This is a genomic window from Streptomyces sp. NPDC031379 (assembly GCF_055569615.1).
In genome coordinates, this window is record NZ_JBVIIT010000002.1 from 14,480 (window position 1) to 36,737 (window position 22,258).

At 71.7% G+C, this 22,258-nt stretch carries 20 protein-coding genes, 2 tRNA genes and 2 pseudogenes; 9 read left to right on the plus strand and 15 right to left on the minus strand.

Annotated features, from left to right (window positions below; genetic code table 11):
- Positions 1 to 11 precede the first annotated feature (11 nt).
- The 8 genes from def to ACZ5CW_RS02890 all read right to left on the minus strand — a co-directional run bounded on the left by def (position 12) and on the right by ACZ5CW_RS02890 (position 7,400).
- Positions 12 to 662, minus strand: a complete 651-nt coding sequence (def, locus tag ACZ5CW_RS02855; RefSeq protein WP_468597789.1) for a peptide deformylase — start codon at positions 660 to 662, stop codon at positions 12 to 14.
- A 149-nt stretch (positions 663 to 811) separates the two neighbouring features.
- Positions 812 to 1,816, minus strand: coding sequence for a tetratricopeptide repeat protein (locus tag ACZ5CW_RS02860; protein WP_468598385.1), 1,005 nt, complete (start codon positions 1,814 to 1,816; stop codon positions 812 to 814).
- Between the two features lie 100 nt (positions 1,817 to 1,916).
- Positions 1,917 to 3,209, minus strand: a complete 1,293-nt coding sequence (locus ACZ5CW_RS02865) for an HD-GYP domain-containing protein (RefSeq protein WP_468597791.1) — start codon at positions 3,207 to 3,209, stop codon at positions 1,917 to 1,919.
- Positions 3,206 to 4,543, minus strand: a complete 1,338-nt coding sequence (locus tag ACZ5CW_RS02870) for an HD-GYP domain-containing protein (RefSeq protein ID WP_468597793.1) — start codon at positions 4,541 to 4,543, stop codon at positions 3,206 to 3,208. Before ACZ5CW_RS02870 ends, ACZ5CW_RS02865 begins: the two co-directional genes overlap by 4 nt.
- 108 nt (positions 4,544 to 4,651) lie before the next feature.
- A complete protein-coding gene (gene rsrA, locus ACZ5CW_RS02875; RefSeq protein WP_393277260.1) occupies positions 4,652 to 4,954 on the minus strand; it encodes a mycothiol system anti-sigma-R factor in 303 nt (100 codons plus the stop codon).
- Entirely contained in the window at positions 4,951 to 5,646 is a 696-nt protein-coding gene (gene sigR / locus ACZ5CW_RS02880) for an RNA polymerase sigma factor SigR (RefSeq protein WP_468597795.1), read from the minus strand. The genes rsrA and sigR overlap by 4 nt, the downstream gene beginning before the upstream one ends.
- A 310-nt stretch (positions 5,647 to 5,956) precedes the next feature.
- Positions 5,957 to 6,583 carry an alpha/beta hydrolase family protein gene (locus ACZ5CW_RS02885; protein WP_468597797.1) on the minus strand — a complete coding sequence of 209 codons (627 nt, stop codon included), beginning with the start codon at positions 6,581 to 6,583 and terminating at the stop codon, positions 5,957 to 5,959.
- A 1-nt stretch (position 6,584) separates the two neighbouring features.
- Positions 6,585 to 7,400 (minus strand): SOS response-associated peptidase, encoded by an 816-nt coding sequence (locus ACZ5CW_RS02890; RefSeq protein WP_468597799.1) that lies wholly within the window; start codon positions 7,398 to 7,400, stop codon positions 6,585 to 6,587.
- 50 nt (positions 7,401 to 7,450) lie between these two features.
- Here ACZ5CW_RS02890 and ACZ5CW_RS02895 point away from each other — a divergent pair, with 50 nt between their 5' ends.
- From ACZ5CW_RS02895 to ACZ5CW_RS02915, 5 genes are all read left to right on the plus strand, one after another.
- The gene (locus ACZ5CW_RS02895; protein WP_468597801.1) at positions 7,451 to 8,173 is read left to right on the plus strand and encodes a M50 family metallopeptidase; all 723 of its coding nucleotides are present in this window, start codon (positions 7,451 to 7,453) and stop codon (positions 8,171 to 8,173) included.
- Positions 8,174 to 8,201: 28 nt separating this feature from the next.
- Positions 8,202 to 9,518 carry a 3-phosphoshikimate 1-carboxyvinyltransferase gene (aroA, locus tag ACZ5CW_RS02900; protein WP_468597803.1) on the plus strand — a complete coding sequence of 439 codons (1,317 nt, stop codon included), beginning with the start codon at positions 8,202 to 8,204 and terminating at the stop codon, positions 9,516 to 9,518.
- 12 nt (positions 9,519 to 9,530) lie between these two features.
- Entirely contained in the window at positions 9,531 to 10,541 is a 1,011-nt protein-coding gene (gene rsgA, locus ACZ5CW_RS02905; protein ID WP_468597805.1) for a ribosome small subunit-dependent GTPase A, read from the plus strand.
- An 84-nt stretch (positions 10,542 to 10,625) separates the two neighbouring features.
- The gene (locus ACZ5CW_RS02910) at positions 10,626 to 10,949 is read left to right on the plus strand and encodes a DMT family transporter (protein ID WP_361228994.1); all 324 of its coding nucleotides are present in this window, start codon (positions 10,626 to 10,628) and stop codon (positions 10,947 to 10,949) included.
- Between the two features lie 10 nt (positions 10,950 to 10,959).
- Positions 10,960 to 11,574, plus strand: coding sequence for a hypothetical protein (locus tag ACZ5CW_RS02915; protein WP_468597807.1), 615 nt, complete (start codon positions 10,960 to 10,962; stop codon positions 11,572 to 11,574).
- Positions 11,575 to 11,637: 63 nt separating this feature from the next.
- Here ACZ5CW_RS02915 and ACZ5CW_RS02920 read toward each other — a convergent pair.
- Positions 11,638 to 11,772 (minus strand): annotated as a pseudogene (locus ACZ5CW_RS02920) (TetR family transcriptional regulator); the annotation flags it as partial.
- 249 nt (positions 11,773 to 12,021) lie between these two features.
- A pseudogene (locus ACZ5CW_RS02925) lies at positions 12,022 to 12,495 on the minus strand (TetR/AcrR family transcriptional regulator); the annotation flags it as partial.
- A 165-nt stretch (positions 12,496 to 12,660) separates the two neighbouring features.
- Here ACZ5CW_RS02925 and hisN point away from each other — a divergent pair.
- Positions 12,661 to 13,461 (plus strand): histidinol-phosphatase, encoded by an 801-nt coding sequence (gene hisN / locus ACZ5CW_RS02930; protein ID WP_468597809.1) that lies wholly within the window; start codon positions 12,661 to 12,663, stop codon positions 13,459 to 13,461.
- Between the two features lie 147 nt (positions 13,462 to 13,608).
- Entirely contained in the window at positions 13,609 to 14,004 is a 396-nt protein-coding gene (locus tag ACZ5CW_RS02935; RefSeq protein ID WP_468597811.1) for a CBS domain-containing protein, read from the plus strand.
- Positions 14,005 to 14,072: 68 nt separating this feature from the next.
- On the opposite strand, the gene ACZ5CW_RS02940 is transcribed toward ACZ5CW_RS02935, so the two are convergent.
- Positions 14,073 to 15,527, minus strand: coding sequence for a catalase (locus ACZ5CW_RS02940; RefSeq protein WP_468597813.1), 1,455 nt, complete (start codon positions 15,525 to 15,527; stop codon positions 14,073 to 14,075).
- Between the two features lie 145 nt (positions 15,528 to 15,672).
- Between ACZ5CW_RS02940 and ACZ5CW_RS02945 the strand changes: the two genes are divergently transcribed.
- Positions 15,673 to 16,089 carry a Fur family transcriptional regulator gene (locus tag ACZ5CW_RS02945; RefSeq protein ID WP_468597815.1) on the plus strand — a complete coding sequence of 139 codons (417 nt, stop codon included), beginning with the start codon at positions 15,673 to 15,675 and terminating at the stop codon, positions 16,087 to 16,089.
- A gap of 152 nt (positions 16,090 to 16,241) precedes the next feature.
- On the opposite strand, the gene ACZ5CW_RS02950 is transcribed toward ACZ5CW_RS02945, so the two are convergent.
- From ACZ5CW_RS02950 to ACZ5CW_RS02965, 4 genes are all read right to left on the minus strand, one after another.
- Positions 16,242 to 16,315: transfer RNA gene (locus tag ACZ5CW_RS02950), tRNA-Met, on the minus strand.
- A gap of 132 nt (positions 16,316 to 16,447) precedes the next feature.
- Positions 16,448 to 18,268 carry a tetratricopeptide repeat protein gene (locus tag ACZ5CW_RS02955; protein WP_468597817.1) on the minus strand — a complete coding sequence of 607 codons (1,821 nt, stop codon included), beginning with the start codon at positions 18,266 to 18,268 and terminating at the stop codon, positions 16,448 to 16,450.
- 205 nt (positions 18,269 to 18,473) lie between these two features.
- Positions 18,474 to 18,547, minus strand: a tRNA-Met gene (locus ACZ5CW_RS02960).
- Between the two features lie 41 nt (positions 18,548 to 18,588).
- Positions 18,589 to 21,546, minus strand: a complete 2,958-nt coding sequence (locus ACZ5CW_RS02965; RefSeq protein ID WP_468598387.1) for a UPF0182 family membrane protein — start codon at positions 21,544 to 21,546, stop codon at positions 18,589 to 18,591.
- A 163-nt stretch (positions 21,547 to 21,709) separates the two neighbouring features.
- Here ACZ5CW_RS02965 and ACZ5CW_RS02970 point away from each other — a divergent pair, with 163 nt between their 5' ends.
- Complete coding sequence (locus ACZ5CW_RS02970) at positions 21,710 to 22,252, plus strand: PPA1309 family protein (RefSeq protein WP_468597818.1); 543 nt, start codon at positions 21,710 to 21,712, stop codon at positions 22,250 to 22,252.
- The last annotated feature ends 6 nt before the right edge of the window (positions 22,253 to 22,258 follow it).

The following is a 22,258-nucleotide window of genomic DNA, read 5'->3' on the forward strand; positions in this document are numbered from 1 at the left end:
CCCAGCGTCGCCTAGTCGTTGGCGACCACGGGGTAACGTGGCTCGTTCTCGGCCATCTGCCGCAGCGCGTCCTTGCGGTCCCGCTTGGACAGGCGGTCGATGTAGAGGTAGCCGTAGAGGTGGTCGGTCTCGTGCTGCAAACAGCGTGCGAAGTAGCCGGTGCCGCGGACCTTGATCGGGTTGCCCTTCTCGTCCTGGCCGGTCACCTCGGCGTAGTCGGGACGCGCGAGCGGCGCGTACGCGGTCGGCACGGACAGGCAGCCCTCGTTGCTGTCGTCCAGCCGGCGCCGGTCGGCGGGCAGTTCGACGAGCTTCGGGTTGCACACCACGCCGACGTGCCGGACGCCCTCGTCGTCGGGGCAGTCGTAGACGAAGACCTTCCGGTCGACACCGATCTGGTTGGCGGCCAGGCCCACGCCCTCGGCGGTGCGCTGGCTGGCGAACATGTCGGCGACCAGCTGCTGCAGCTCCTCGCCGAACTCGGTGACGTCCTTGCACTCCTTGTGCAGCACCGGGTTGCCGACGACGGTGATCGGGCGCGAGGTACCGCGCTCCCGCCAGGCCGTCTCGCGCTCCTCGCAGTCCTCCGTGTCGACGACATAACCCTCGTCGTCGACGGGGAGCACGCCCGCGTGCTGCTGATCGGTGTCCTGCTGCGCCATGACCGACGTACGCCTTCCTGCACAAGAATCGAGAGTGAATGCTGATACAGGGTACGCGGGGCGTCCCGGCCGGGCGCGGGAACATGTCTGATACACGGCTGCGCCGCGGGCGCGACCGGGCACGGCGAAGCCGCGGCCGGACGCGCTCTTCAGCACACCTCTTCGAGATCCCGCCAGTCCCGCGAGTCCGGACTGTCCGCGACCCATCCGTCCAGCAGCCCGCGGACCAGCGAAGCCGGCGCGGCCACCCCGCACTCCCGCTCGGGCACCCACAGCTGCCCGTCCGTCCGGTGCCCCAGCGGCCCGGGATGACCCGGCTCGCTGTGGTCGTGCGGATCCAGATGCACCCCTTCGCCCTCGTCCGAAGGCATCTGGGACTCCGAGCACATCCGGCACAGCAGCCGCACCGAGGACGACCAGTCCTCCGCGGCGAACCCCGCGTCGGCGGCCAGCTGCTCCAGCGCGTCCCGGTCCGCCTCCGTGGCCGCCTCCAGCAGGACCACCCAGGTCGGGACGGGGGACGGCGCCCACAGCTCGATCTCGTCGAAGACCGGGTAGGAGTGGCCGGCGGACGTGGTGCGCTCGCCGTGCGGGACGCCGTCGTGCAGGACCACCTCGCCCCAGCGTCGCCCGGACGAGGGAAGCGGGATGGACAGCACCTCGATCCGGGCCGGGTCCAGCCTGCGGCCCCACACCACCTCGGCCTCACCCTCCGGGGAGAGCCGTACGGCCGCGCTGCCCAGTTCCATGCCGACGGGTTCACCGGAGAGGGCGGCACCGCCCCCGGCCTTCGACCGCGAGGCGCCGGGCACCTTCAGCCCGTACGCCTGCCAGGCGCGACGGGCCAGCGGCCAGTCCTGCAGGGCGGTCGCGGCGATGCCGACGTTCCACCAGTCGGGGGCGCCGGTCTCCCGGTCCAGGAGGGCCACGGCGCGCAGTCCGGCCGCGCGAGCCTGCTCCCAGTCGTGCCGGAACTTGTGCAGCAGCGCGAGGTTGAACCAGGACTCCGACAGCCAGGGCTCCAGGTCGGCGGCCCGTGTCAGCAGCTCGCCCGCGTCCTCGTACCGTCCGTCGCCGATCAGCGTGAACGCGCGGTCGGTGGCCTGCCGCCAGGAGGCGGAGGGCCGGTGCCGTCCCTTGCCGAAGATCCTCACGATTCCCGCCTGCCAGTTCCAGTTCCGCATAGTGGGCTGGCTTGTGCCCCCGGACACCCTCTCCCTCGCATCCAACCACGTGCTGTGGGAAAGGCGCTCATTACCCATGGGTTACCCAGCCACGGACGGGGTCAGACAGTGCCGTGCGTCTCCCCTTGCCCCCGGCCGGCCCGCTCCCGCGCCCTCCCCGGGGCCGGGCGAGGACCCGGGCGAGCGACTCCACGACCTCGGGGGCGTACTCCCCGGCGGTGCCGAGGCGCAACTCCTCCAGGGCCCGCAGGGCCCCCTCGGGCCCGGCGTCCCGGGTCTTCTCCTCGTAGGCGTTCACGGCCCGGACGATCCGCGCGGCGACCGGCTGCCCGGCGCAGGGGTCGGCCTGCCGCTCCACGACGACGGCGACCGCCGCGTCCACGCCGGTCTGCCGGACCACGGCCCCGCCGAGCAGGGCGATGCGCCGCTGCTCCTCGGGCGGCAGGCCGGCGGTGGCGCCGGCCGGGACCGGGTCGACCAGGCTGAGCTGTCCGATGTCGTGCATGAGGGCCGCGTACTCCAGCACGGTCAGCTCGGGTCCGGTCATGCCCAGGTCCCGGCCCACGGCGAGGCTGAGCGCGGCGACGCGGCGGGCATGTCCGGCAGGGGTGCATCCGGCGATCTCGGTGGCGCGGGCGAGCGAGGCGATGGTCTGCCGGTAGGTGGCGTGGACGGCCGCGTAGCGGCGGACGGAGAGCTGGGTGAGCAGCAGGGGCAGGCAGAACACGGGCAGCGCCCACAGTCCGGCGACGGCGACCGCGAGCGCCATCACCGCGCCGGTGGCGCACACGGCGGAGCCGATGCCGAGCAGCCCGCGCAGTTCCTCGCGCAGCAGCGGGCCGAACGGCCAGCGGGTGCGGCAGTGGGCGAGGGCGGCGGCGAGGACGGCGTCGCACAGGGCGGTGAGGGCGAGCAGGGTGACGAGGAGCAGGGCGTAGGCGGGGCCCGCCCAGGGGGCGAACACACCGCGGTTGTACAGGGGTTGGAAGCAGACGGCGGCGAAGCCGACGGTCAGCACGCGGCGGGCCAGGTGGTCGAGGGTGGCGGTGCGGCCGGACCAGATGTGCGGGACGGCGCCGAGCAGCGCGGCGACGAGGACGACGGTGACGACCTGGGCCGCGTCGTGCTCGGTGGGCCGCCCGGCGTCGGCGCCCAGGAGGGCGTACGACAGTGCTCCGGCGGCGCCGAGGGGCGCGGCCTGCCGTGCCGTGGCGCCGCTCCACCGGGCGAGTTCGCCGACGGCTATGAGCACCCCGAAGGCGAGCGCGACACCCCGGTCCTCCAGGCCGGTCCACAGGGTGACGGCGAGGGAGCCGGCCGCGGCGAGGGCGGCGGCACCGTGGACGAGTCGCAGAACGGTCATCGGGACGTCCCGGTGGTGGGGATTCGTTCCTCGGGCGCCGTGCCGTACGACGGCTCGTCGGCGGTGACCGCGGGGTGCCAGCCGTGGTCGCGCAGGGCGCGGACGAGCGCGGTGACCATGCGGGGGTCGAACTGGGACCCGGCGCAGCGCTCCAGCTCGGTGACGGCCGCCTCGACCGGGCGGGCCCTGCGGTAGGAGCGGGTGGAGGTCATCGCGTCGAAGGCGTCCGCGACGGCGACGATCCGGGCGCACTCGGGGATCTGCGTGCCGGTCAGGCCGTAGGGGTAGCCGCTGCCGTCGAGGCGTTCGTGGTGGTGCAGGATCGCCGCCCGGGCCTCGCCGAGGAAGGAGATCCCGCGGACCATCTCGTGACCGTACTCGGGATGCAGTTCGATGATCCGCCGCTCCTCGGGGGTGAGCGGTCCGTCCTTGCGCAGGAGCCGGGTGGGGACGCCCAGCTTGCCGACGTCGTGCAGGATGCCGGCGAAGCGCAGAACCTCGACGCGTTCGTCGTCCATGCCGAGTTCGCGGGCGATCATCACGGAGGCGTGTCCGACGCGTTCGCTGTGGCCGCGCGTGTAGCCGTCCTTGATGTCGACGGCCTGGACGAGGGCGCGGATGGTGGCCTGGTGGGCGACGCGTTCGCGGTGGTACTGGGCGAACACCCACGAGGAGACGTACATCGGCAGCAGTACGAGCAGCGCGGCGACCGGACCGTACGGGCTGCACCACAGCACGGCCATCATCAGCCCGGCGAGTCCGTGCACCGCCACCGGGGCGAGCGAGCGGGACAGCAGCCCGCACCAGGCCCGGAGCAGCGGCACGTTCCCCCACGGCGCGAACGGTGCGGGAGCCGCTCCCACGGCGACGGCGAGGATGCCGCCGTCGAGGATGGCGAGGATCACGCAGAAGGCGAGCACGGCCGCGCCGGCCGGCAGCAGCGGGTAGGGGAAGTCGCAGGCGGCGACGGCGTCCCGGCCACCGAGCGCCCCGTGCACCTGACCGGCGCCCCACACGGCGAGCGAGGGCTGCGCGGCCCGCCAGACGCGGCGCGGCAGCGCGGGCCCGTGCTCGACGGGGCACAGCAGGGCTGCCGGCAGCGGGACGAGCGCGGCGGCCGACGGGGGCAGCAGGAACGCACCGGCGAGCAGCACGGGGTAGAAGGTGCCGCCGAAGCGACGCCGTACGACGTACTCGCAGGCCACGTAGACCGCCGTGAGCAGGGCCAGCGCCCGCCAGGGGACGTGGGCCGCCGACACGGGCAAAACGCAGAGCACGGCCAGCAGGGCGACGCAGGCGACATAGCCGCGTGCCCTCGCCGGTAGCGCCTCCATCGCGTCCCTCCCCGAGCATGCCTGTCCAGGCTCGGAGCCTAGGGCGGAATGTCGGGGGCGCGTGGCCTATGACCTGAGGATTAGCACGTTCGGGTGATGACCCGGTGTTCAGCTCTCCGGAGCGGTCGCGGTCACGTCGTGCTCGGGCACGGTGTGACCGGAGCGGATCAGATCGATCCGCCCCATGACCTTGGCCCGCAGGTCGGCGGGTACGTCGTCATGTCCGCAGCACCGCTTGACCAGCTTCTTCACGGCCTGCTCCAGACCGTACTTCTCCAGGCACGGGGAGCATTCCTCGAAGTGGTGCTGGAACTTGTCGCGGTCGACGTCCGGCATCTCGCTGTCGAGGAACTCGTACAGGTGGTCGAGGACCTCACTGCAGTCCGTCTCGTGCGGCTCTCCGCAGCTCATGAGCCCGAGCCTTTCGCTTCGTTCGACTCTCCGGCGCCGGCCGGGACCAGCCCGCGTTCACGGGCGTAGTCCTCCAGCATGCCGCGCAGTTGACGGCGGCCCCGGTGCAGCCGGGACATCACCGTACCGATGGGTGTCCCCATGATGTCCGCGATCTCCTTGTACGCAAAGCCCTCTACGTCCGCGAGATAGACGGCGATGCGGAACTCCTCGGGGATCGCCTGCAGCGCTTCCTTCACGTCCGAGTCGGGCAGGTGGTCGAGCGCCTGCGACTCGGCGGAGCGCAGACCCGTCGACATGTGCGACTCGGCGCGGGCGAGCTGCCAGTCCTCGATCTCCTCGGCCGCGCTGCGCTGGGGTTCGCGCTGCTTCTTGCGGTACGAGTTGATGAAGGTGTTGGTGAGGATCCGGTACAGCCACGCCTTGAGGTTGGTGCCCTCGCGGAACTGGTGGAAGGACGCGTACGCCTTGGCGTAGGTCTCCTGCACCAGGTCCTCGGCGTCGGCCGGGTTGCGCGTCATGCGCAGCGCGGCCGAGTACATCTGGTCGAGGAATTCGAGCGCGTCCCGCTCGAAGCGCGCACTGCGCTCCGCGGTGGACTCGGAGGAAGCCTCCGCGCTCACGCCCTGGCCCTCGGGCAGCTCCGCCTGACCGTTGTCGGTCCCTGCGTCGGTCCCAGTGACCGGACCCACCTCCTCAAGATCCCGGGTGGGATCGAGACCGATCCCACTCGATTCGGAGGATAGAACACGACCCGTGTCTCCCGCCGCTCGAATAGGAGCGGTCCTTGCCGCGTGCAGCACCGTCCACTCCAGGTCAGCGCTGCGCTTGCGGCTCGAATCAGACTCTGCCGGGCGCAGCCCTTCCACGGGGCGGTGGTGGGCGGCGGGAGGGCAGATGGTCGAACCCATGCGGCGGACTTCCTCTCCTACGACATCGGTGCCGAGACCTCAGCACTTCTGTCCGCCACAACAGTGGGCCGCCGCACGGCATTCCCACCGGTCACCCGAGTGACGCGATCCACTCCACGACGGCGCCGGTGATGACCTCCAGGGCCCGCTCCTGCGTGATGTCGGCGCGCTTGGGGACGGCGAAGCCGTGGTCGCCGCGGTCCACCTCGACCAGCTCGAAGTCGCCCTCCGGGAACTCCTCGGGCCTGCCGAAGGGGTCGTTCCCGCCCTGCACCACCAGCGTCGGCACCCCGGCGCCGAGCAGCTCCTCGGCGCGGGACTTCTCCGGTCTGCCCGGCGGGTGCAGCGGGAAGCTGAGCGCGAGCACGGCGTGCGCGCCCAGCTCGGTGGCGGTACGGCAGGCGACCCGGGCGCCGGCGCTGCGCCCGCCGGAGATCACCGGCAGGCCGGGCCCCGCGAGCACGGGCCACACCCCGCGCCACCCGGTGTCCAGGGTCTTCGGCGCGGGCGCGACCTTCTTGCCCGCGACCCGCCACGGCTGCTCGACGAGGGCGACGCTCACCCCGTGCCCGGGCAGTGTCCCCGCGAGCGCCTGGAGGTCGCGCGCCTCGATGCCACCGCCCGCCCCATGGCTCACGGCCAGCACCAGCCGCGCCTTCTTCGCCCTGTGCCAGGTGACGCGTGCGCTCCCGGCCTCGGTCTCGACAGTCTCGATCACGCTAGAAGAGTGTGCCCTCTTCCGGTGCCTCCAGCTCCTTCAGCAGCTCCGGTCCGTTGTTGCGGACGTTGCTGACGGCCGTGGAGACCGGGTAGGCGCGCATCAGGCCGGCCGGGGGCGGGGCCAGCAGCTCGCGCAGGTCGTCCGGGTCGGTGCGGGAGGGATCCAGCCACGCGTCCCAGCGGTCCGGGGTGAGCATCAGCGGCATCCGGGGGTGGATCTCGGCGAGCGAGTACGGGCCCTGGGCGGGGGCCACCGCCAGCGGGGTCCGCTCCGCCTCCGTGGTGATCACCGAGCAGGTGACCCACCAGGCCTGCGGGTGGTCGTCGGGCAGCGTCCGGTCCCGCCAGAACTCGTACAGCCCGGCCATCGCGAACACCGAGCCGTCGGCGGGCAGCACAAAGTAGGGCTGCTTGCGCGGCCGCTTCTTCTTGCCCTCCACCTCCAGCTCCCGCTCCTGCTCGCCGGTGACCCACTCGAAGTAGCCGTCGGCGGGCAGCAGGCAGCGGCGGGCGGCGAAGGCGCGGCGGTAGGCGGGCTTCTCGTGGACGGTCTCCGCGCGGGCGTTGATCATCCGGGCGCCGCCCTCGGGCGTCTTGGCCCAGGAGGGCACCAGGCCCCACTTGAGCCTGCGCAGCTGGCGAACCGGACGCGGTGAGTCCGCGTCTTTCAGGGGACGGTCGAGGACGGCGTGGACCTCCTTGGTCGGAGCCACGTTGTAGTCCGGCTCCAGGGTCTCCTCGGGATCCCACTTCTCGATCTCAAAGATTCCTGCGAGATCCTCGGGCCTACGACTCGATGCATACCGTCCGCACATACGTGCCACACTGCCAGACTCCGCACGACCTGAGGGAGCCACTCGGACCCATGGACAGCCTCGCCGCCACCGCGCTGCCCGACCTCTGGGACCGGCTCACCGGCACCCAGCCCGATCCCGACCTGTGGGTGGTGCTGGCCACCCTGGCCGCCGCGCTCGCCGTGGTGGTCCCGTCCCCGCCGTGGCGGATATCCCGCAACGCGATCACCATCGCGCACGAGGGGGGCCACGGCCTGGTCGCCCTGCTCACCGGCCGGCAGCTCACCGGCATCCGCCTGCACTCCGACACCAGCGGCCTCACGGTCAGCCGGGGCAAGCCGTACGGCCTGGGCATGATCCTCACGGCCGCCGCGGGGTACACGGCGCCCTCGCTGCTGGGCCTGGGCGGGGCCGCCCTGCTGGCCGCCGGGCGCATCACACTGCTGCTGTGGGCGGCGACCGCGCTGCTGGTCGTGATGCTGGTGATGATCCGCAACGCGTACGGCGTGCTGACGGTCGTCCTCACGGGCGGTGCCTTCCTGCTGGTGTCCTGGCTGGCGGGGCCGCAGGTGCAGGCAGCCTTCGCGTACGCGGTGGTGTGGTTCCTGCTGTCCGGCGGGGTACGGCCCCCGTTCGAGCTGCAGGCCAAGCGGTCGCGGGGAGGGGCCGGGGACTCGGACGCGGACCAGTTGTCCCGCCTGACGCACGTGCCGGCGGGCCTGTGGCTGTTCCTGTTCCACGCGGTGTCGCTGTGCTCGCTGATCGGCGGCGGGCGCTGGCTGCTGGAAGGTTGACACCGGGCCCTCCTTATACAGTGGCCCCATGGCCCCGAACACCGCCCCTACCGCCCTCTGGCCCGCCCCGCACGCGAGCGGAGCCGTCGACGCGACGGTCCACGTGCCGGGGTCCAAGTCGGTCACCAACCGTGCCCTCGTCCTGGCCGCCCTGGCCTCCGAGCCCGGCTGGCTGCGCCGCCCGCTGCGCTCCCGCGACACGCTCCTGATGGCCGGTGCGCTCAGGGCCATGGGCGTGGAGATCGAGGAAGGGGTCGGACCCGACGGCACCGGCGAGGCCTGGCGGGTGCTGCCCACGGGCCTGCGCGGCCCGGCCACGGTCGACGTCGGCAACGCCGGCACCGTCATGCGCTTCCTGCCCCCGGTGGCCGCGCTCGCCGACGGCCCGATCCGCTTCGACGGGGACCCGAGGTCGTACGAGCGCCCCCTGAACGGCGTGATCGACGCGCTGCGTGTGCTCGGTGCCCGGATCGACGACGAGGGCCGGGGCGCGCTGCCGCTGACCGTGCACGGCGGCGGGGCCCTGGACGGCGGCCCGGTGTCGGTCGACGCCTCCTCGTCCTCCCAGTTCGTCTCGGCGCTGCTGCTGTCCGGGCCCCGCTTCAACCAGGGCGTCGAGGTCCGGCACACCGGCGCGACCCTGCCCTCCATGCCGCACATCCGGATGACGGTGGACATGCTGCGCGCGGTCGGCGCCCAGGTGGACACCCCGGAGTCGGGCGGCGAGCCGAACGTGTGGCGGGTGACGCCGGGCGCGCTGCTCGGCCGGGACCTGACGATCGAGCCGGATCTGTCGAACGCGCAGCCGTTCCTGGCGGCGGCCCTGGTCACGGGCGGCAAGGTGCTGATCCCGGACTGGCCTGCCCGTACCACCCAGCCGGGTGACCGGCTGCGGGAGATCTTCACCGAGATGGGCGGCTCCTGCGAACTCACCGAATACGGCCTGGTGTTCACCGGTTCGGGTGCCATCCACGGCATCGATGTCGACCTCGGCGACGTCGGCGAGCTGACCCCGGGCATCGCGGCGGTCGCCGCCCTCGCCGACTCCCCCTCGACCCTGCGGGGCGTGGCCCATCTGCGGCTGCACGAGACGGACCGGCTGGCCGCGCTCACCAAGGAGATCAACGAACTCGGCGGTGACGTGACCGAGACCGCCGACGGCCTGCACATCCGCCCGCGCCCGTTGCACGGCGGCACCTTCCACACCTACGAGGACCACCGCATGGCGACCGCCGGCGCGATCATCGGCCTGGCGGTCGAGGGCGTGCGCATCGAGAACGTGGCGACGACGGCGAAGACCTTGCCGGACTTCCCGGAGCTGTGGACCGGGATGCTCGGGCAGTAGGGACGTAACGCCATGCGCCGCTACGGCAAGCACACCGACGAGGACGACATCCGCAGCCGTCCCAACCGCAAGGGCAACCGGCCGCGGACGAACATCCGGCCCAAGCACGAGGACGCGGCCGAGGGCATGGTCCTCACCGTCGACCGGGGGCGGCTGACCTGCCTGGTCGACGACCGGGTGATCATGGCGATGAAGGCGCGCGAGCTGGGCCGCAAGGCGGCCGTCGTCGGCGACCGGGTGGCGCTGGTCGGCGATCTGTCCGGCAAGAAGGACACCCTCGCGCGGATCGTGCGCATCGAGGAGCGCACGTCGGTGCTGCGGCGCACGGCCGACGACGACGATCCGTTCGAGCGGGTGGTCGTCACCAACGCCGACCAGCTGGCGATCGTCACGGCCCTGGCCGACCCCGAGCCCCGCCCCCGCCTGATCGACCGCTGCCTGGTCGCGGCCTTCGACGGCGGTCTGGAGCCGCTGCTGGTGATGACCAAGTCGGACCTGGCCCCGCCGGACAAACTGCTCGAGCTGTACGGCGCCCTCGACATCCCGTACGTCGTCACCAGCCGGGAAGAGCTGGAGACCGGCGGCGCGGCGGACCGGGTGCGGGAGCATCTGAACGGCAGGATCACCGCGTTCGTGGGCCACTCGGGCGTGGGCAAGACGACCCTGGTCAACGCGCTCGTGCCGAAGGAGCGCCGGCGTACGACGGGCCATGTGAACGCGGTGACCGGCCGCGGCCGGCACACCACCACCTCCGCTCTCGCCCTGCCCCTGACGGGTGGGGACGGCTGGGTCGTCGACACTCCGGGGGTGCGGTCCTTCGGGCTCGCGCACATCGACCCGTCCCGGGTGATCCACGCCTTCCCCGACCTGGAGCCGGGTACCGAGGGCTGCCCGCGCGCGTGCAGTCACGACGAACCGGACTGCGCGCTGGACGCATGGGTCGAGGAGGGGCACGCGGACCCGGCGCGGCTGTACTCCCTGCGCCGGCTGCTGTCCACGCGGGAGCGCAGGGAAGGCGACTGAGCACCGCGTTGTTTGCCCGGGCCTGAGTCCGGCAAGTGCATAATCGCACCGAGCCGGAGATCCGGACCAACGGGAGGACAGCACATGGCGTGGCTGCTGGTCATAGTGGCCGGACTTCTGGAGACCGGATTCGCCGTGTGCCTGAAACTGTCGCACGGGTTCACCCGTCTGTGGCCGACGGTCGCGTTCGCGTCGTTCGCGCTCGGCAGCTTCGGCCTGCTGACCCTCTCGCTGAAGAAGCTCGACGTCGGCCCCGCCTACGCCGTGTGGACCGGGATCGGCGCGGCCGGCACCGCGATCTACGGCATGGTCTTCCTCGGTGACCTGGTGTCCACCCTGAAGATCGTCTCCATCAGCCTGGTCATCGTCGGCGTGATCGGGCTTCAGCTGTCGGGGTCGGCGCACTAGGGGGCGAGGCGTGGGGTCCACGGGGGACACGGATCCGTCCCGGCACCATGACCCGGGACACTGGCTGGTCGAGTTCACGGGCCGGATCCTGGTGGTCTGCCCGGGCTGCGGCGGACGCGCGCTGGTCGCTCCCCGGCCCGGACCGCCCCCGCCCCGGTACTTCAGCGAACTGCTGGTCCTGCCCCGCCGGCTGACCTGCGCGGGCTGCGGTGCGATCGCCCGCTGGACGCCGGGCACGCGCGACCGGGGGCTGGTCGCGGCCCGGCCGGGCGGCACCGAGGACCCCTTCTTCCGGCGGCCCCTGTGGCTGCAGACCCGGTGCGCCGGCCGCGTGCTGTGGGCCTACGACGAGGAGCACCTCGAAGCGCTGGCCGCGTACGTCGGCGCCGCGTTGCGCGAGCGGGGCGCAGCGCGTCCGACGATGGCGATGTTCGCGCGGCTGCCCCGGTGGATGAAGGAGTCCGGCCACCGCGCCGAGGTCATGGCCGGCCTCGACCGGCTGCGGGACCTGGCACGCCGTTCGGCACCCGCCGATCGCTCCGACGCCGCGCACGAACGCGGGGACCGTCCCCGGCACTACGGGGCCCTGTACTTCCGGGGCGGCCCGTACGAGGACGGCACCTGAGGCGACGGCCACGGCGTCCGTCCCCGATCGGCCGGCGCAGCGGGGCGCGGGGCGCGGCCGCCCTCACACCAGGTGCCGTGGGAGGACCACGCGGACCAGCTCCGCCATGCCACCGTCCCCGGGCGGCGCCGCCACGCAGGACAGCGCGAGGCGTACGACCAGCTCACAGGAGAGGGCCAGCTCGGCGGTGCCGGGCGGAGCGGCGGTGCCGGGCGGGGCGACAGCGCCGGGCGAGGCGGCAGCGCCGGGCGGGGCAGCGGCGCCGGGCGAGGCGGCAGCGCCGGGCGAGGCAGCGGCGCCCGACGGGGCGGCAGCGCCCGACGAGGCAGCGGCCCCCGACGAGGGAGCAGGCCACGGCGAGGCAGCAGCCCCCGACGAGGCAGCGGCCCCCGACGAGGGAGCAGGCCACGGCGAGGCAGCAGCCCCCGACGAGGCAGCGGCCCCCGGCGGGGCGGCGCCGGGCCCGGTGAGCGCGATCACCGCGCGGTCCCGCACGACCCGCACGAAGTCGCGGGGCGTCGGCAGCGGCCCGTCGGCCCGGCGCTGTGCGGGCACCGCGGAGGAGGACGGCACGCCGGCGAGCGGCGGCGCCGGCAGCCGCTCGCTCCAGGAGCCGGTGAGCATGGCCCGGACCAGCGCGTTGTCCCGGGCGGCGGCGGCCGTCCACTCGGCGGCGGCGGTGAGCCGCTCCCGGGGCTCGGCGGAACTGGCGAGCGCCCGCTCCACACCGGCGAGGTAGCCGTCGGCCTCCCGCCGCACCAAGGCCCGGGCCAGCCCGTCCTTGCTGCCGAACTCGTTGTACAGGGTCTGCCGGGACACCCCGGCCGCCGCGGCCACGTCGACCATCCGCACCGCGGACCACGGCCGGCGCGCAAGGGCCGTACAGGCGGCGTCCAGTAGCGATTCCCGGGCAGCAGGCATCCTCGCCTCCCTGGGGGCGGAGCGACTCTGCGCCCAGATTTGACGCGCTTGTATGCACTGTCAAGGGTTCGCGGCGGTGCAGGGGCGGGCTTCGGCCGCCGGGGCGCGCCGGTCACCCCCGCCCCTGGTGGCTTCGCACCGACCTCGGCAGATACCGTTCGTCACATGCCGGACTACCTCGACGACCTGCGCCTCGCCCACGTCCTCGCGGACGCCGCCGACGCCACCACCATGGACCGCTTCAAGGCCCTCGACCTGAAGGTGGAGACCAAGCCGGACATGACCCCGGTGAGCGAGGCGGACAAGGCGGCGGAAGAACTCATCCGCGGCCAGCTCCAGCGCGCCCGCCCGCGGGACGCGGTCCTCGGCGAGGAGTACGGCGTCGAGGGCACCGGCCCCCGCCGCTGGGTGATCGACCCGATCGACGGCACCAAGAACTACGTCCGCGGTGTTCCCGTCTGGGCCACGCTGATCTCCCTCATGGAGGCCGGAGAGGGCGGCTACCAGCCCGTCGTCGGCGTCGTCTCCGCGCCCGCCCTCGGCCGCCGCTGGTGGGCCGTGAAGGACCACGGCGCCTTCACCGGCCGCAACCTCACCTCCGCGGCCCGCATCCACGTCTCCCGCGTCGGCCAGCTCGCGGACGCCTCGTTCGCGTACTCCTCCCTCTCCGGCTGGGAGGAACAGGGCCGCCTCGACGGCTTCCTGGACCTGACCCGCCAGGTGTGGCGCACGCGCGCGTACGGCGACTTCTGGCCGTACATGATGGTCGCCGAGGGCTCCGTGGACTTCTGCGCCGAGCCGGAACTGTCGCTGTGGGACATGGCCGCCACCGCGATCGTCGTCACCGAGGCGGGCGGCACCTTCACCGGCCTCGACGGCCGCCCGGGTCCGCACAGCGGCAACGCCGCCGCGTCCAACGGCCTGCTGCACGACGAGCTGCTGGAGTACCTGAACCCGCGCCGCTGAGCGCCGCACTCCATCGCACACTCCCCCAACTACCGCCGCGCGCCCTCTTGTTGACCCTCCCTTTACCTGGCACTCTGAGCGCACCCCCACTTGTGAATTTGTGAATCCATGAACTATTCCATGGGTTCCCAAGGAGGTGGCTCATTCATGCTCGTCCGCGACGCCATGAGCACGCTGATACTCACCCTCGGACCCGCCCACACCCTCCGCCAGGCGGCCGCCCTGATGTCCGCTCGCCGCGTCGGGGCCGCCGTGGTCCTCGACCCCGACGCCGGCGGCATAGGCATCCTCACCGAACGCGACATCCTCAAGTCCGTCGGCCTCGGCCAGAACCCGGACACCGAACGCACCCACGCCCACACCACCACCGACGTCGTCTTCGCCAACCCGACCTGGTCCCTCCAGGAGGCCGCCCGCGCCATGACCCACGGCGGTTTCCGGCACCTGGTCGTCCTCGACAGCGGCGACGTGGCCGGCATCGTCTCGGTCCGCGACATCATCCGCTGCTGGCTCCCCGCGCCCGAACCCGCAACCGTGCCCTGAACATGCGAAGCGGGCCGGACCCCAGAGCACCGTGGGGTCCGGCCCGCCCAGCCGCGAAGGCGGCCGGCTCAGCCGCGCAGCGCCTGCACCGCCGCCTCCAGCCGCTTGCCGAAGTCGGCGTCGGCGTTGCGGAAGTTGCCGATCGCGCGCTCGACGATGTCCTCGCGGGAGACCTGCGAGATCGAGCCCGCGAGGTTGGCGATCAGGCGTTCCTTCTCCGCCTCCGACATCAGCCGGTAGAGGTTGCCCGCCTGCACGAAGTCGTCGTCCTCGGCGTGCGCCGGCGTCGGGTGGTCGCCGGTGCCGGCCGCGAAGCCGTCGAAGGGCTGCCACAGCGGGCGGCCGGTCTGCTGCGGTCCGCCGAAGCTGTTCGGCTCGTAGTTCTTCGCACCGCCGTGGCGGCCGTCGTAGAGATGGCCGTCACGGGAGTTGGTGCGCGCCTCGGTGGCGTGCGGGCGGTTCACCGGCAGATGGTCGGCGTTGATGCCGACGCGGTAGCGGTGCGCGTCGCCGTAGGCGAAGAGACGGCCCTGGAGCATCTTGTCGGGCGAGGGGCCGATGCCGGGCACGAAGTGCGCCGGGCTGAAGATCGACTGCTCGACCTCGGCGAAGACGTTCTGCGGGTTGCGGTTCAGCTCCAGCTTGCCGATCTCGATGACCGGGTAGTCCGCGTGCGGCCACACCTTGGTCAGGTCGAACGGGTTGAAGCGGTAGGAGGCCGCGTCGGCCGCCGGCATGATCTGCACGCCCACGGTCCAGCTCGGGAACTCGCCGCGCTCGATCGCCTCACGCAGGTCGCGCTGGTGCGAGTCGGGGTCCTTGCCCGCGAGCACCTCGGCCTCCTCGGCGGTGAGGTTCTTGATCCCCTGGTCGGTCTTGAAGTGGTACTTGACCCAGAAGACCTCGCCGGCCGCGTTGTTCCACTGGAAGGTGTGCGAGCCGAAGCCGTCCAGGTGGCGGTACGAGGCCGGGATGCCGCGGTCGCCGAACAGCCAGGTCACCTGGTGCGTGGCCTCGGGCGACAGGCTCCAGAAGTCCCAGACGTTGTCCGCCTCCTGGCTGCCCGTGTACGGGTCGCGCTTCTGGGTGTGGATGAAGTCGGGGAACTTGATCGCGTCCCGGACGAAGAACACCGGGGTGTTGTTGCCGACGAGGTCGTAGTTGCCCTCCTCGGTGTAGAACTTCAGCGAGAAGCCGCGCGGGTCGCGGACGGCGTCCGCCGCGCCGAGGTTGCCGGCCACGGTCGAGAAGCGCAGGAAGACCTCGGTCTCCTTGCCGGCCTCGGAGAGGAACGCGGCGCGCGTGTACTGCGTGACGTCGGCGGTCACCGTGAAGGTGCCGTAGGCACCGGCGCCGCGGGCGTGCACCACACGCTCCGGGATGCGCTCGCGGTTAAAGTGGGCCAGCTTCTCCAGGAGGAGCTGGTCCTGGACGAGCACCGGGCCGCCGACGCCTGCGGTCTCGCTGTTCTGGTTGTCGGCGACCGGGGCACCGGCCTCCGTGGTGAGCGGTCCCTGCGTCACGTGCGCCTCCTGCGTCATTACCGACTGGTCCTGTCCCATGGCCAAAGCCGTTCTCGATCCTACAATGGACTTTGTCTAAGTCAAACGGCTATCTAATCTCACACTCGTTCCCAAGCTGGTCCCCGCTGCTGTTAGGCTGATAGCCATGAGCGACCTTCTGGAACGGCTGCGTGGACGCGGATGGCGGATGACCGCGCAGCGGCGCGTGGTGGCCGAGGTCCTCGACGGCGAACACGTCCATCTGACGGCCGACGAGGTCCACGCGAGGGCTGTCGCGAAGCTGCCGGAGATCTCCCGGGCGACCGTCTACAACACGCTGGGCGAGCTGGTCTCCCTCGGCGAGGTGCTGGAAGTCTCGACGGACAAGCGCGCCAAGCGCTACGACCCGAACGCGCACCGCCCGCACCACCACCTGGTCTGCGCGCAGTGCGGCTCGATCCGCGACGTCCACCCCACGGGCAACCCGCTCGCCGACCTCCCCGACTCCGAGCGCTTCGGCTTCACGGTGTCGGACGTCGAGGTGACGTACCGCGGCCTGTGCCCGAACTGCACGACCGCGTGACGAGGGGGGCGTGAGCCCCCCTTTTTTCTGGCCAGGTGGCCAGGCCAGCCTGCCGCTCACACGACATGGCCACTTACGCGAAACGACCGAGTGCGGACGCGAAACGACCGAGGGCCGGAATCCATCTCTGGATTCCGGCCCTCGGCCTTCAGTAGCGGGGACAGGATTTGAACCTGCGACCTCTGGGTTATGAGCCCAGCGAGCTACCGAGCTGCTCCACCCCGCGTCGGTGAACACGACATTACGCGAGCGGAGCACCGAGAGGCAAATCCATTGGGGGCGGGGTGTCCGGCGTCACCCGCCGACCGAGCGAGACGGCTGGGCGGGCGGGAAGAATCCGCTCGAGCCCGCCGCGGCGTCACGCCGACAGCTCCTCCCGCAGCGCGTCCCGCAACCGCCCCGCCCGCTCGGCCACCTCGGCCGGTCCCAGGGCCACCGCCCTGTCCGCCCACTTCTGCCCCTCCGCCAGCTCGCCGCGACGCGCGTAGACAAGGGCCAGCCGCAAAGCCGCCCGGCCGTGCCCGGCGTCAGCGGCCCGCGTCCACCACACGGCGGCCTCCGGCTCGCTCCCCTCGCGCGCCAGCAGCAGCCCCAGATTGAAGGCACCGTTGCGCGAGCCGGCCTCCGCCGCCGCCCGGTACCACCGCGCCGCCTCGACCACGTCCCCCCGGGCAGCGGCCAGCATGCCCACCCGCACCTGCGCCCGCCGGTGCCCCTGGGACGCGGCCCGCTCGTACCACTCCTCGCACTCGGTCTTCTCGTGCACGACCTCCCCCAGCTCGTGCGCGGGCTCCGGCGGCCGCCGCGCGTCGAGCAGGGTGGCCAGCCGGTATGCGGCCTCGGCACTGCCGCCGCCGGCGGCGCACCGCAGATGCCGTTCGGCCTCCTGCTCGTCACCGTCGCGCAGCCGGGCGATCCCGACCTGCAACGCGGCCTCGGTGTGCCCGGCGGCCGCCGCCCGCTCGTACCAGCGCAGCGCCATCTCCGCGCCCTGCCCGGTGCCCCGCCCGGCGTACAGGATGCCGAGGTTGAACGCGGCGTCCACGCTGCCGGCCTCGGCGGCCTTGGAGAACCACGGCTCGGCCCCGGTCTTGTCGCCGCCCTGGAGCAGCAGGATGGCCAGCGCGTTGGCCGCCTCCCGGTGCCCGGCGTAGGCGGCCCGCCGGTACCACTGCTCGGCCTGCGCGGTCCGGCCCTGCTCGGCGCTGAGCAGGCCCAGGTTGTAGGCGCCGTTGTCGTCCCCGGCGTCCAGTGCGGCCCGGTACCAGCGCTCGGCGGTCTGCGTCTCCCCGCGCTCGGCGTGCAGGGCGCCGAGCGCGTTGGCCGCGTTGCCGTCGCCCTCCTGGGCCGCACGCAGCCACCACACGGCCGCGCTCTCGGTGTCACCGGCGTCCCGCAGCAGGAAGCCCAGGGCACAGGCGGCGCGCGGCTCGCCGTCCTTGGCGGAGGTCAGATACCAGCGCCCGGCCTCCTTCAGGTCCCCACGCTTCTCCAGGATCGCCCCGAGGTGCAGCGCGGCCCGCCGGTGGCCGCGGGCGGCGGCCTGCCGGTACCACTGCTCGACCTCTTCGACAGCGTTGTCCGCCCCGGCCTCGTCCTCGAGTCCGTCCCTGCGGTCCAGCGCGCGCGCCAGCCGGTAGGCGGCCTCGCGGTGCCCGCGCTCGGCGGCGGCCCGCATCCAGTGCTCGGCGCCGGCGTCCCCGCGGTGCTCCAGCAGGTCGGCGAGCGCGTAGGCGCCGAGGGCATGGCCCTGCTCGGCGGACTGGCGCAGCCAGTACTCGGCGGCCGGCTCGTCGCCGCGCTCGCGGTGATGGCGGCCCAGCGCGTGCGCGGCGGCGGCGGAACCGGCGACGGCGGCGATCCGCCACCAGCCGGCGGCCTCCTCGGGGTAGCCGCGCTGGTGCAGGAGGACGCCCAGGTTGTTGGCGGCGGCCCGGTCACCGGCCGCGGTGGCGGCCCGCAGGTGGGGTTCGGCTCCGTCGAGGTCGCCGCGGCGCAGCAGCATGGCTCCGAGGACGCTCATGGCCTCGGCGTCGCTGCTCTCGGCGGCCAGCCGAAGGCGCAGCTCCTCGGCGGCGTCCCCCATGTCGTCCCGTTCGTCGCGGGACGCCTCCCCCTCGGGAGGCTGCACAAATCGCCCTGTCTCGAACAGAGTTGCCTTGTCCCCCATAACGTCCATCGTCGCACCACCTGCAACCTGGGTATACCCGGTATACCGCAGCCCGTGAGGTCACTTCAGCGTTTTGTCGACATGCCCACAGAGAGACAAGTCAAACACAGAACCCCCAACTCCCCACGGCGGCGCGGCCGTCCCTCCCCTCCGGACATGAGTTCGCACACCACGAAGGCCCGGATCCCTGTAGGATCCGGGCCTTCGACTGCAGTAGCGGGGACAGGATTTGAACCTGCGACCTCTGGGTTATGAGCCCAGCGAGCTACCGAGCTGCTCCACCCCGCGCCGTTGCCTGGTAACCGTACCACGGCGCGGAGTGCCCTTGATCAACTCCCGCTCTTCTCGCCACTCCTATCGGTGTTCTTGTCGGCGTTCTCGCCACTCTTATCGGTGTTCTTGTCGGTGTTCTTGTCGGTGCCGGCTGCGGCTTCCGCCTCCTTGGCCCGCTCGAGCGCGTCCTTGAGGTCCTTCTGCGCCTTGTCGTACGCGGTCCAGTCCGGTCCGTCCGGCTGCTTCAGGGCCTCCTGCCCGGCGTCGAAGGCCTTCTGGGCGTCCTGAAGAGCCTGCTGGACGGTGGGGTTGGTGGACGACGGCGGCGGGTTGGTGGTGCCGGTGTCCGGTGGTGGGGTGGTCGTCCCCTTGGCTCCGAAGACCTTGTCGAGCGCCTCGCCGAGCGTGTTCTCGAACGCGGTCTTGCCCTCGTAGGTGACCAGCACCTTCCGCAGCAGCGGGTACTTGAGTCCGCCACCGCGTACGTAGACCGGCTCCACATAGAGCAGTCCCCCGTCCAGTGGCACGGTCAGCAGATTGCCGTACTCGACCTCCGAGTCACCGCCCTTGAGGAGCTTGATCGCGGCGGCGATGTCCTGTTCGGAGTTGAACTGGCTCTGGACCTGTCTGGGGCCGTCGACGGTCGTACTGGTCGGCAGTCTCAGAATTCTGATCTTGCCGTATTCGCTGCTGCCTGCCTCGGCGTCGACCGACATGAACGCGCTCAGGTTGTACCGGCCGTTCGGCGTGAACGTCGTCGACAGCGAGAACGCCTGCTGGGTCTGGTCCGGCATCTTCATGCTCAGGTAGTACGGCGGCACCGCGTTGCCCGACTTGTTGGTCGGGTCGTCCGGCACCTGCCAGACCTCGCTGCCGGTGAGGAACGTCTGCGCGTCCGTCACGTGGTAGCGGGTGAGCAGCTCGCGCTGGACCTTGAACAGGTCCTGCGGATAGCGCAGGTGCTCCATCAGGTCCTGGGAGATGGCGGTCTTCGGCTTCACCGTGCCGGGGAAGGCCTTCATCCAGGTCTTCAGCACCGGGTCCTTGGTGTCCCACTCGTACAGCTTGACGTCGCCGGTGTACGCGTCGACGGTCGCCTTCACCGAGTTGCGGATGTAGTTGACCTGGTTCTGCTGGGCCACCACCGCACGCGAGTTGTTCGTCGCGGTCAGCGAGTCGGCCGTGGTGTCACCGAGGGTCGTACGGGACGCGTACGGATAACCGTTGGTGGTCGTGTACGCGTCGACGATCCACTGGATGCGGTGGTTCACCACCGCCGGGTAGGCGTCGCCGTCGATGGTCAGCCAGGGGGCGACCGCCTCGACGCGCTCCTTGGGCGTGCGGTTGTACAGGATCCGCGAGCCCTTGCCGATCGCGCCGGAGTAGAGGATCTGCGGTTCGTTGAACGCCACCGCGTACGCGGCCCGGTTGATCGGGTTGTCGAGGTTGACCCCGCTCCCGCCCTGGTAGCTGGTGGTCTTCTCACCGTCGTTGTCGGAGTAGTCGATCTCCTTCTGGGGACCGCCGACGATGGAGTAGGTGGTGGTCTTCTCGCCGTAGTAGATCCGCTGCTGGTACGTGCCGAGGTCGCCCTGCGACGGCAGGTCGTACTCGGTGAAGACCGGCTCGCCGTTGGCGTTGGCCTCGGTGCCCTTGGCGGCGACCACGCCGTAGCCGTGCGTGTAGCGGAAGTGGTCGTTGATCCAGTTGTTCTTCGGGATGCCGTCCAGGTTCAGTTCGCGCAGACCGAGGACGGTGTCCTGCTCCTTGCCGTCCTTGGTGGGGTACCGGTCGACGTCCAGGTTGGTCGGGAACCCGTAGTAGTTCTTCATCTGCTGAAGCACCTGGAACGTCGGCGAGACGATGTTCGGGTCCATGATGCGGATGCTGGCCGCGTCGTCGACCTGGTCGCGCAGCTTGGTCTTGTCCTCGGTGGTGGACTTGCCCGCGTACTCGGTGACCTGCGCGTCGTCGATGCCGTACGCCTCGCGGGTCGCCTTGAGGTTCTTCTGGACGTACGGCGCTTCCTTGGCCTGCTCGTTGGGCTGGACCTGGAACTTCTGCACGATCGCCGGGTACAGGCCGCCGATCAGGATCGCCGAGAGGACCATCAGGCCGAAGCCGATGACCGGCAGCTGCCAGGTGCGCCGCCACAGGGTGGCGAAGAACAGCAGCGCGCAGATCACGGCGATGCAGAACAGGATCGTCTTGGCCGGCAGATAGGCGTTGGCGTCGACGTAGCGCAGGCCGGTCCAGTTGTCGGTCGCCTTGAAGTCGCTGGACTTGACGGCGAGGCCGTACCGGTCGAGCCAGTAGGCGACCGCCTTGAGGGCGACGAAGATGCCGAGCAGCACCGACAGGTGCCCGGTCGCGGCGGCCGTGGCCCGCGCGCCCGGGCTGGTGACGCGCAGCCCGCCGTACAGATAGTGGGTGAGCGCGGCGGCGATCAGGCTCAGGATGGCGGCGGCGAAGCCGAAGCCCAGCAGGAAGCGGTACCACGGCAGATCGAAGGCGTAGAAGGAGACGTCGAGGTGGAACTGCGGGTCCTTCTGGTGGAAGGGCACGCCGTTGACCCACATCAGCCAGGTCCGCCACTGGCTCGACGCCGAGGCGCCGGCGATGAGGCCGACCAGGGCGGTCACGGCGAGCAGCAGCCACTTCTTGTACGGCGCGATGCCCATCCGGTAGCGGTCGAGGCTCTGCTGCTCCATGGACATGGCGCTCAGCGGGGGCCGCAGCCGGTGCGCGAGCCAGATGTTGACCCCGACCGACACCGCCATCAGCAGGCCGAAGACGAAGAACAGGCCGATCTTGGTCCACAGGGTGGTGGTGAACACGGACGAGTAGTGCACCGACCGGTACCACAGCCAGTCCGTCCAGAAGCCCGCGAACATGGTGAACGCCATGCCGAGGACGGCCAGGACGCCCAGTGTCAAGAGCAGGGTCCTCACGCGCCGGGACGGGCGGCCCGCTCTGATCCGTGGCCCCGACGGGCCTCCGCCGCGGTCCGGCATCTGGAAAGCCAAGGTGCGCACCTCGAAGTCGCTGTCGATCCGTCAGGCCCTCGTGTTCGCGAGCCCGCCGTGGCCCCCCGTGATCGCGGGCCCACACCTATGCAACTTACTCACGGTTTACTCGGTTCCCGATTCCGGCCGGGAACGAGGCAGGATTGTGACCATGTCCAACACTCCCATGGCAGCGAGCCCGCTCACCCGGGCCGTACTCGAGATCGACGAGTACGCCTCCGGCCTCGGCTGGGACCAGCCCGCTCGCCTCTTCGCCCTCGTAGACACCGCACGGCTGCGGGTCCAGGAACCCTCGCTCGCGGCTCAGCTGGGCCTCGAGGACGAGCCCGAGACCACCGGTCTCACCCCGATCGAGCAGGACGAGATCCCGTCCGGAAAGCCGCTGGACGAGTTCCTCGGCACCATCGCCTGGCCCGACGCGGTCGTCGGCTGCGCGCTCACGGTGGAGCGCCTGATGCTGCCGCCGTCGGCCGAGGCGCAGGTCCCGCAGAACCTGAGCGAGGCCAGGCTGGCCAAGTGGGTGGCTGAGCACCCCGAGCGCCAGGAGGTCCGCATGACGGTCGCGGTGCTGCGCGACGGCAGCCGTGACTCGGCGCTGCGGCTGCGGGAGAAGGACTCCCCGACGGAGGTCCTGACCGGCCCGGACCTGGTTCCGGGTCTCGCGGAGGCCCTGTCCGCGACGTTCGCGGACTGACTCCCG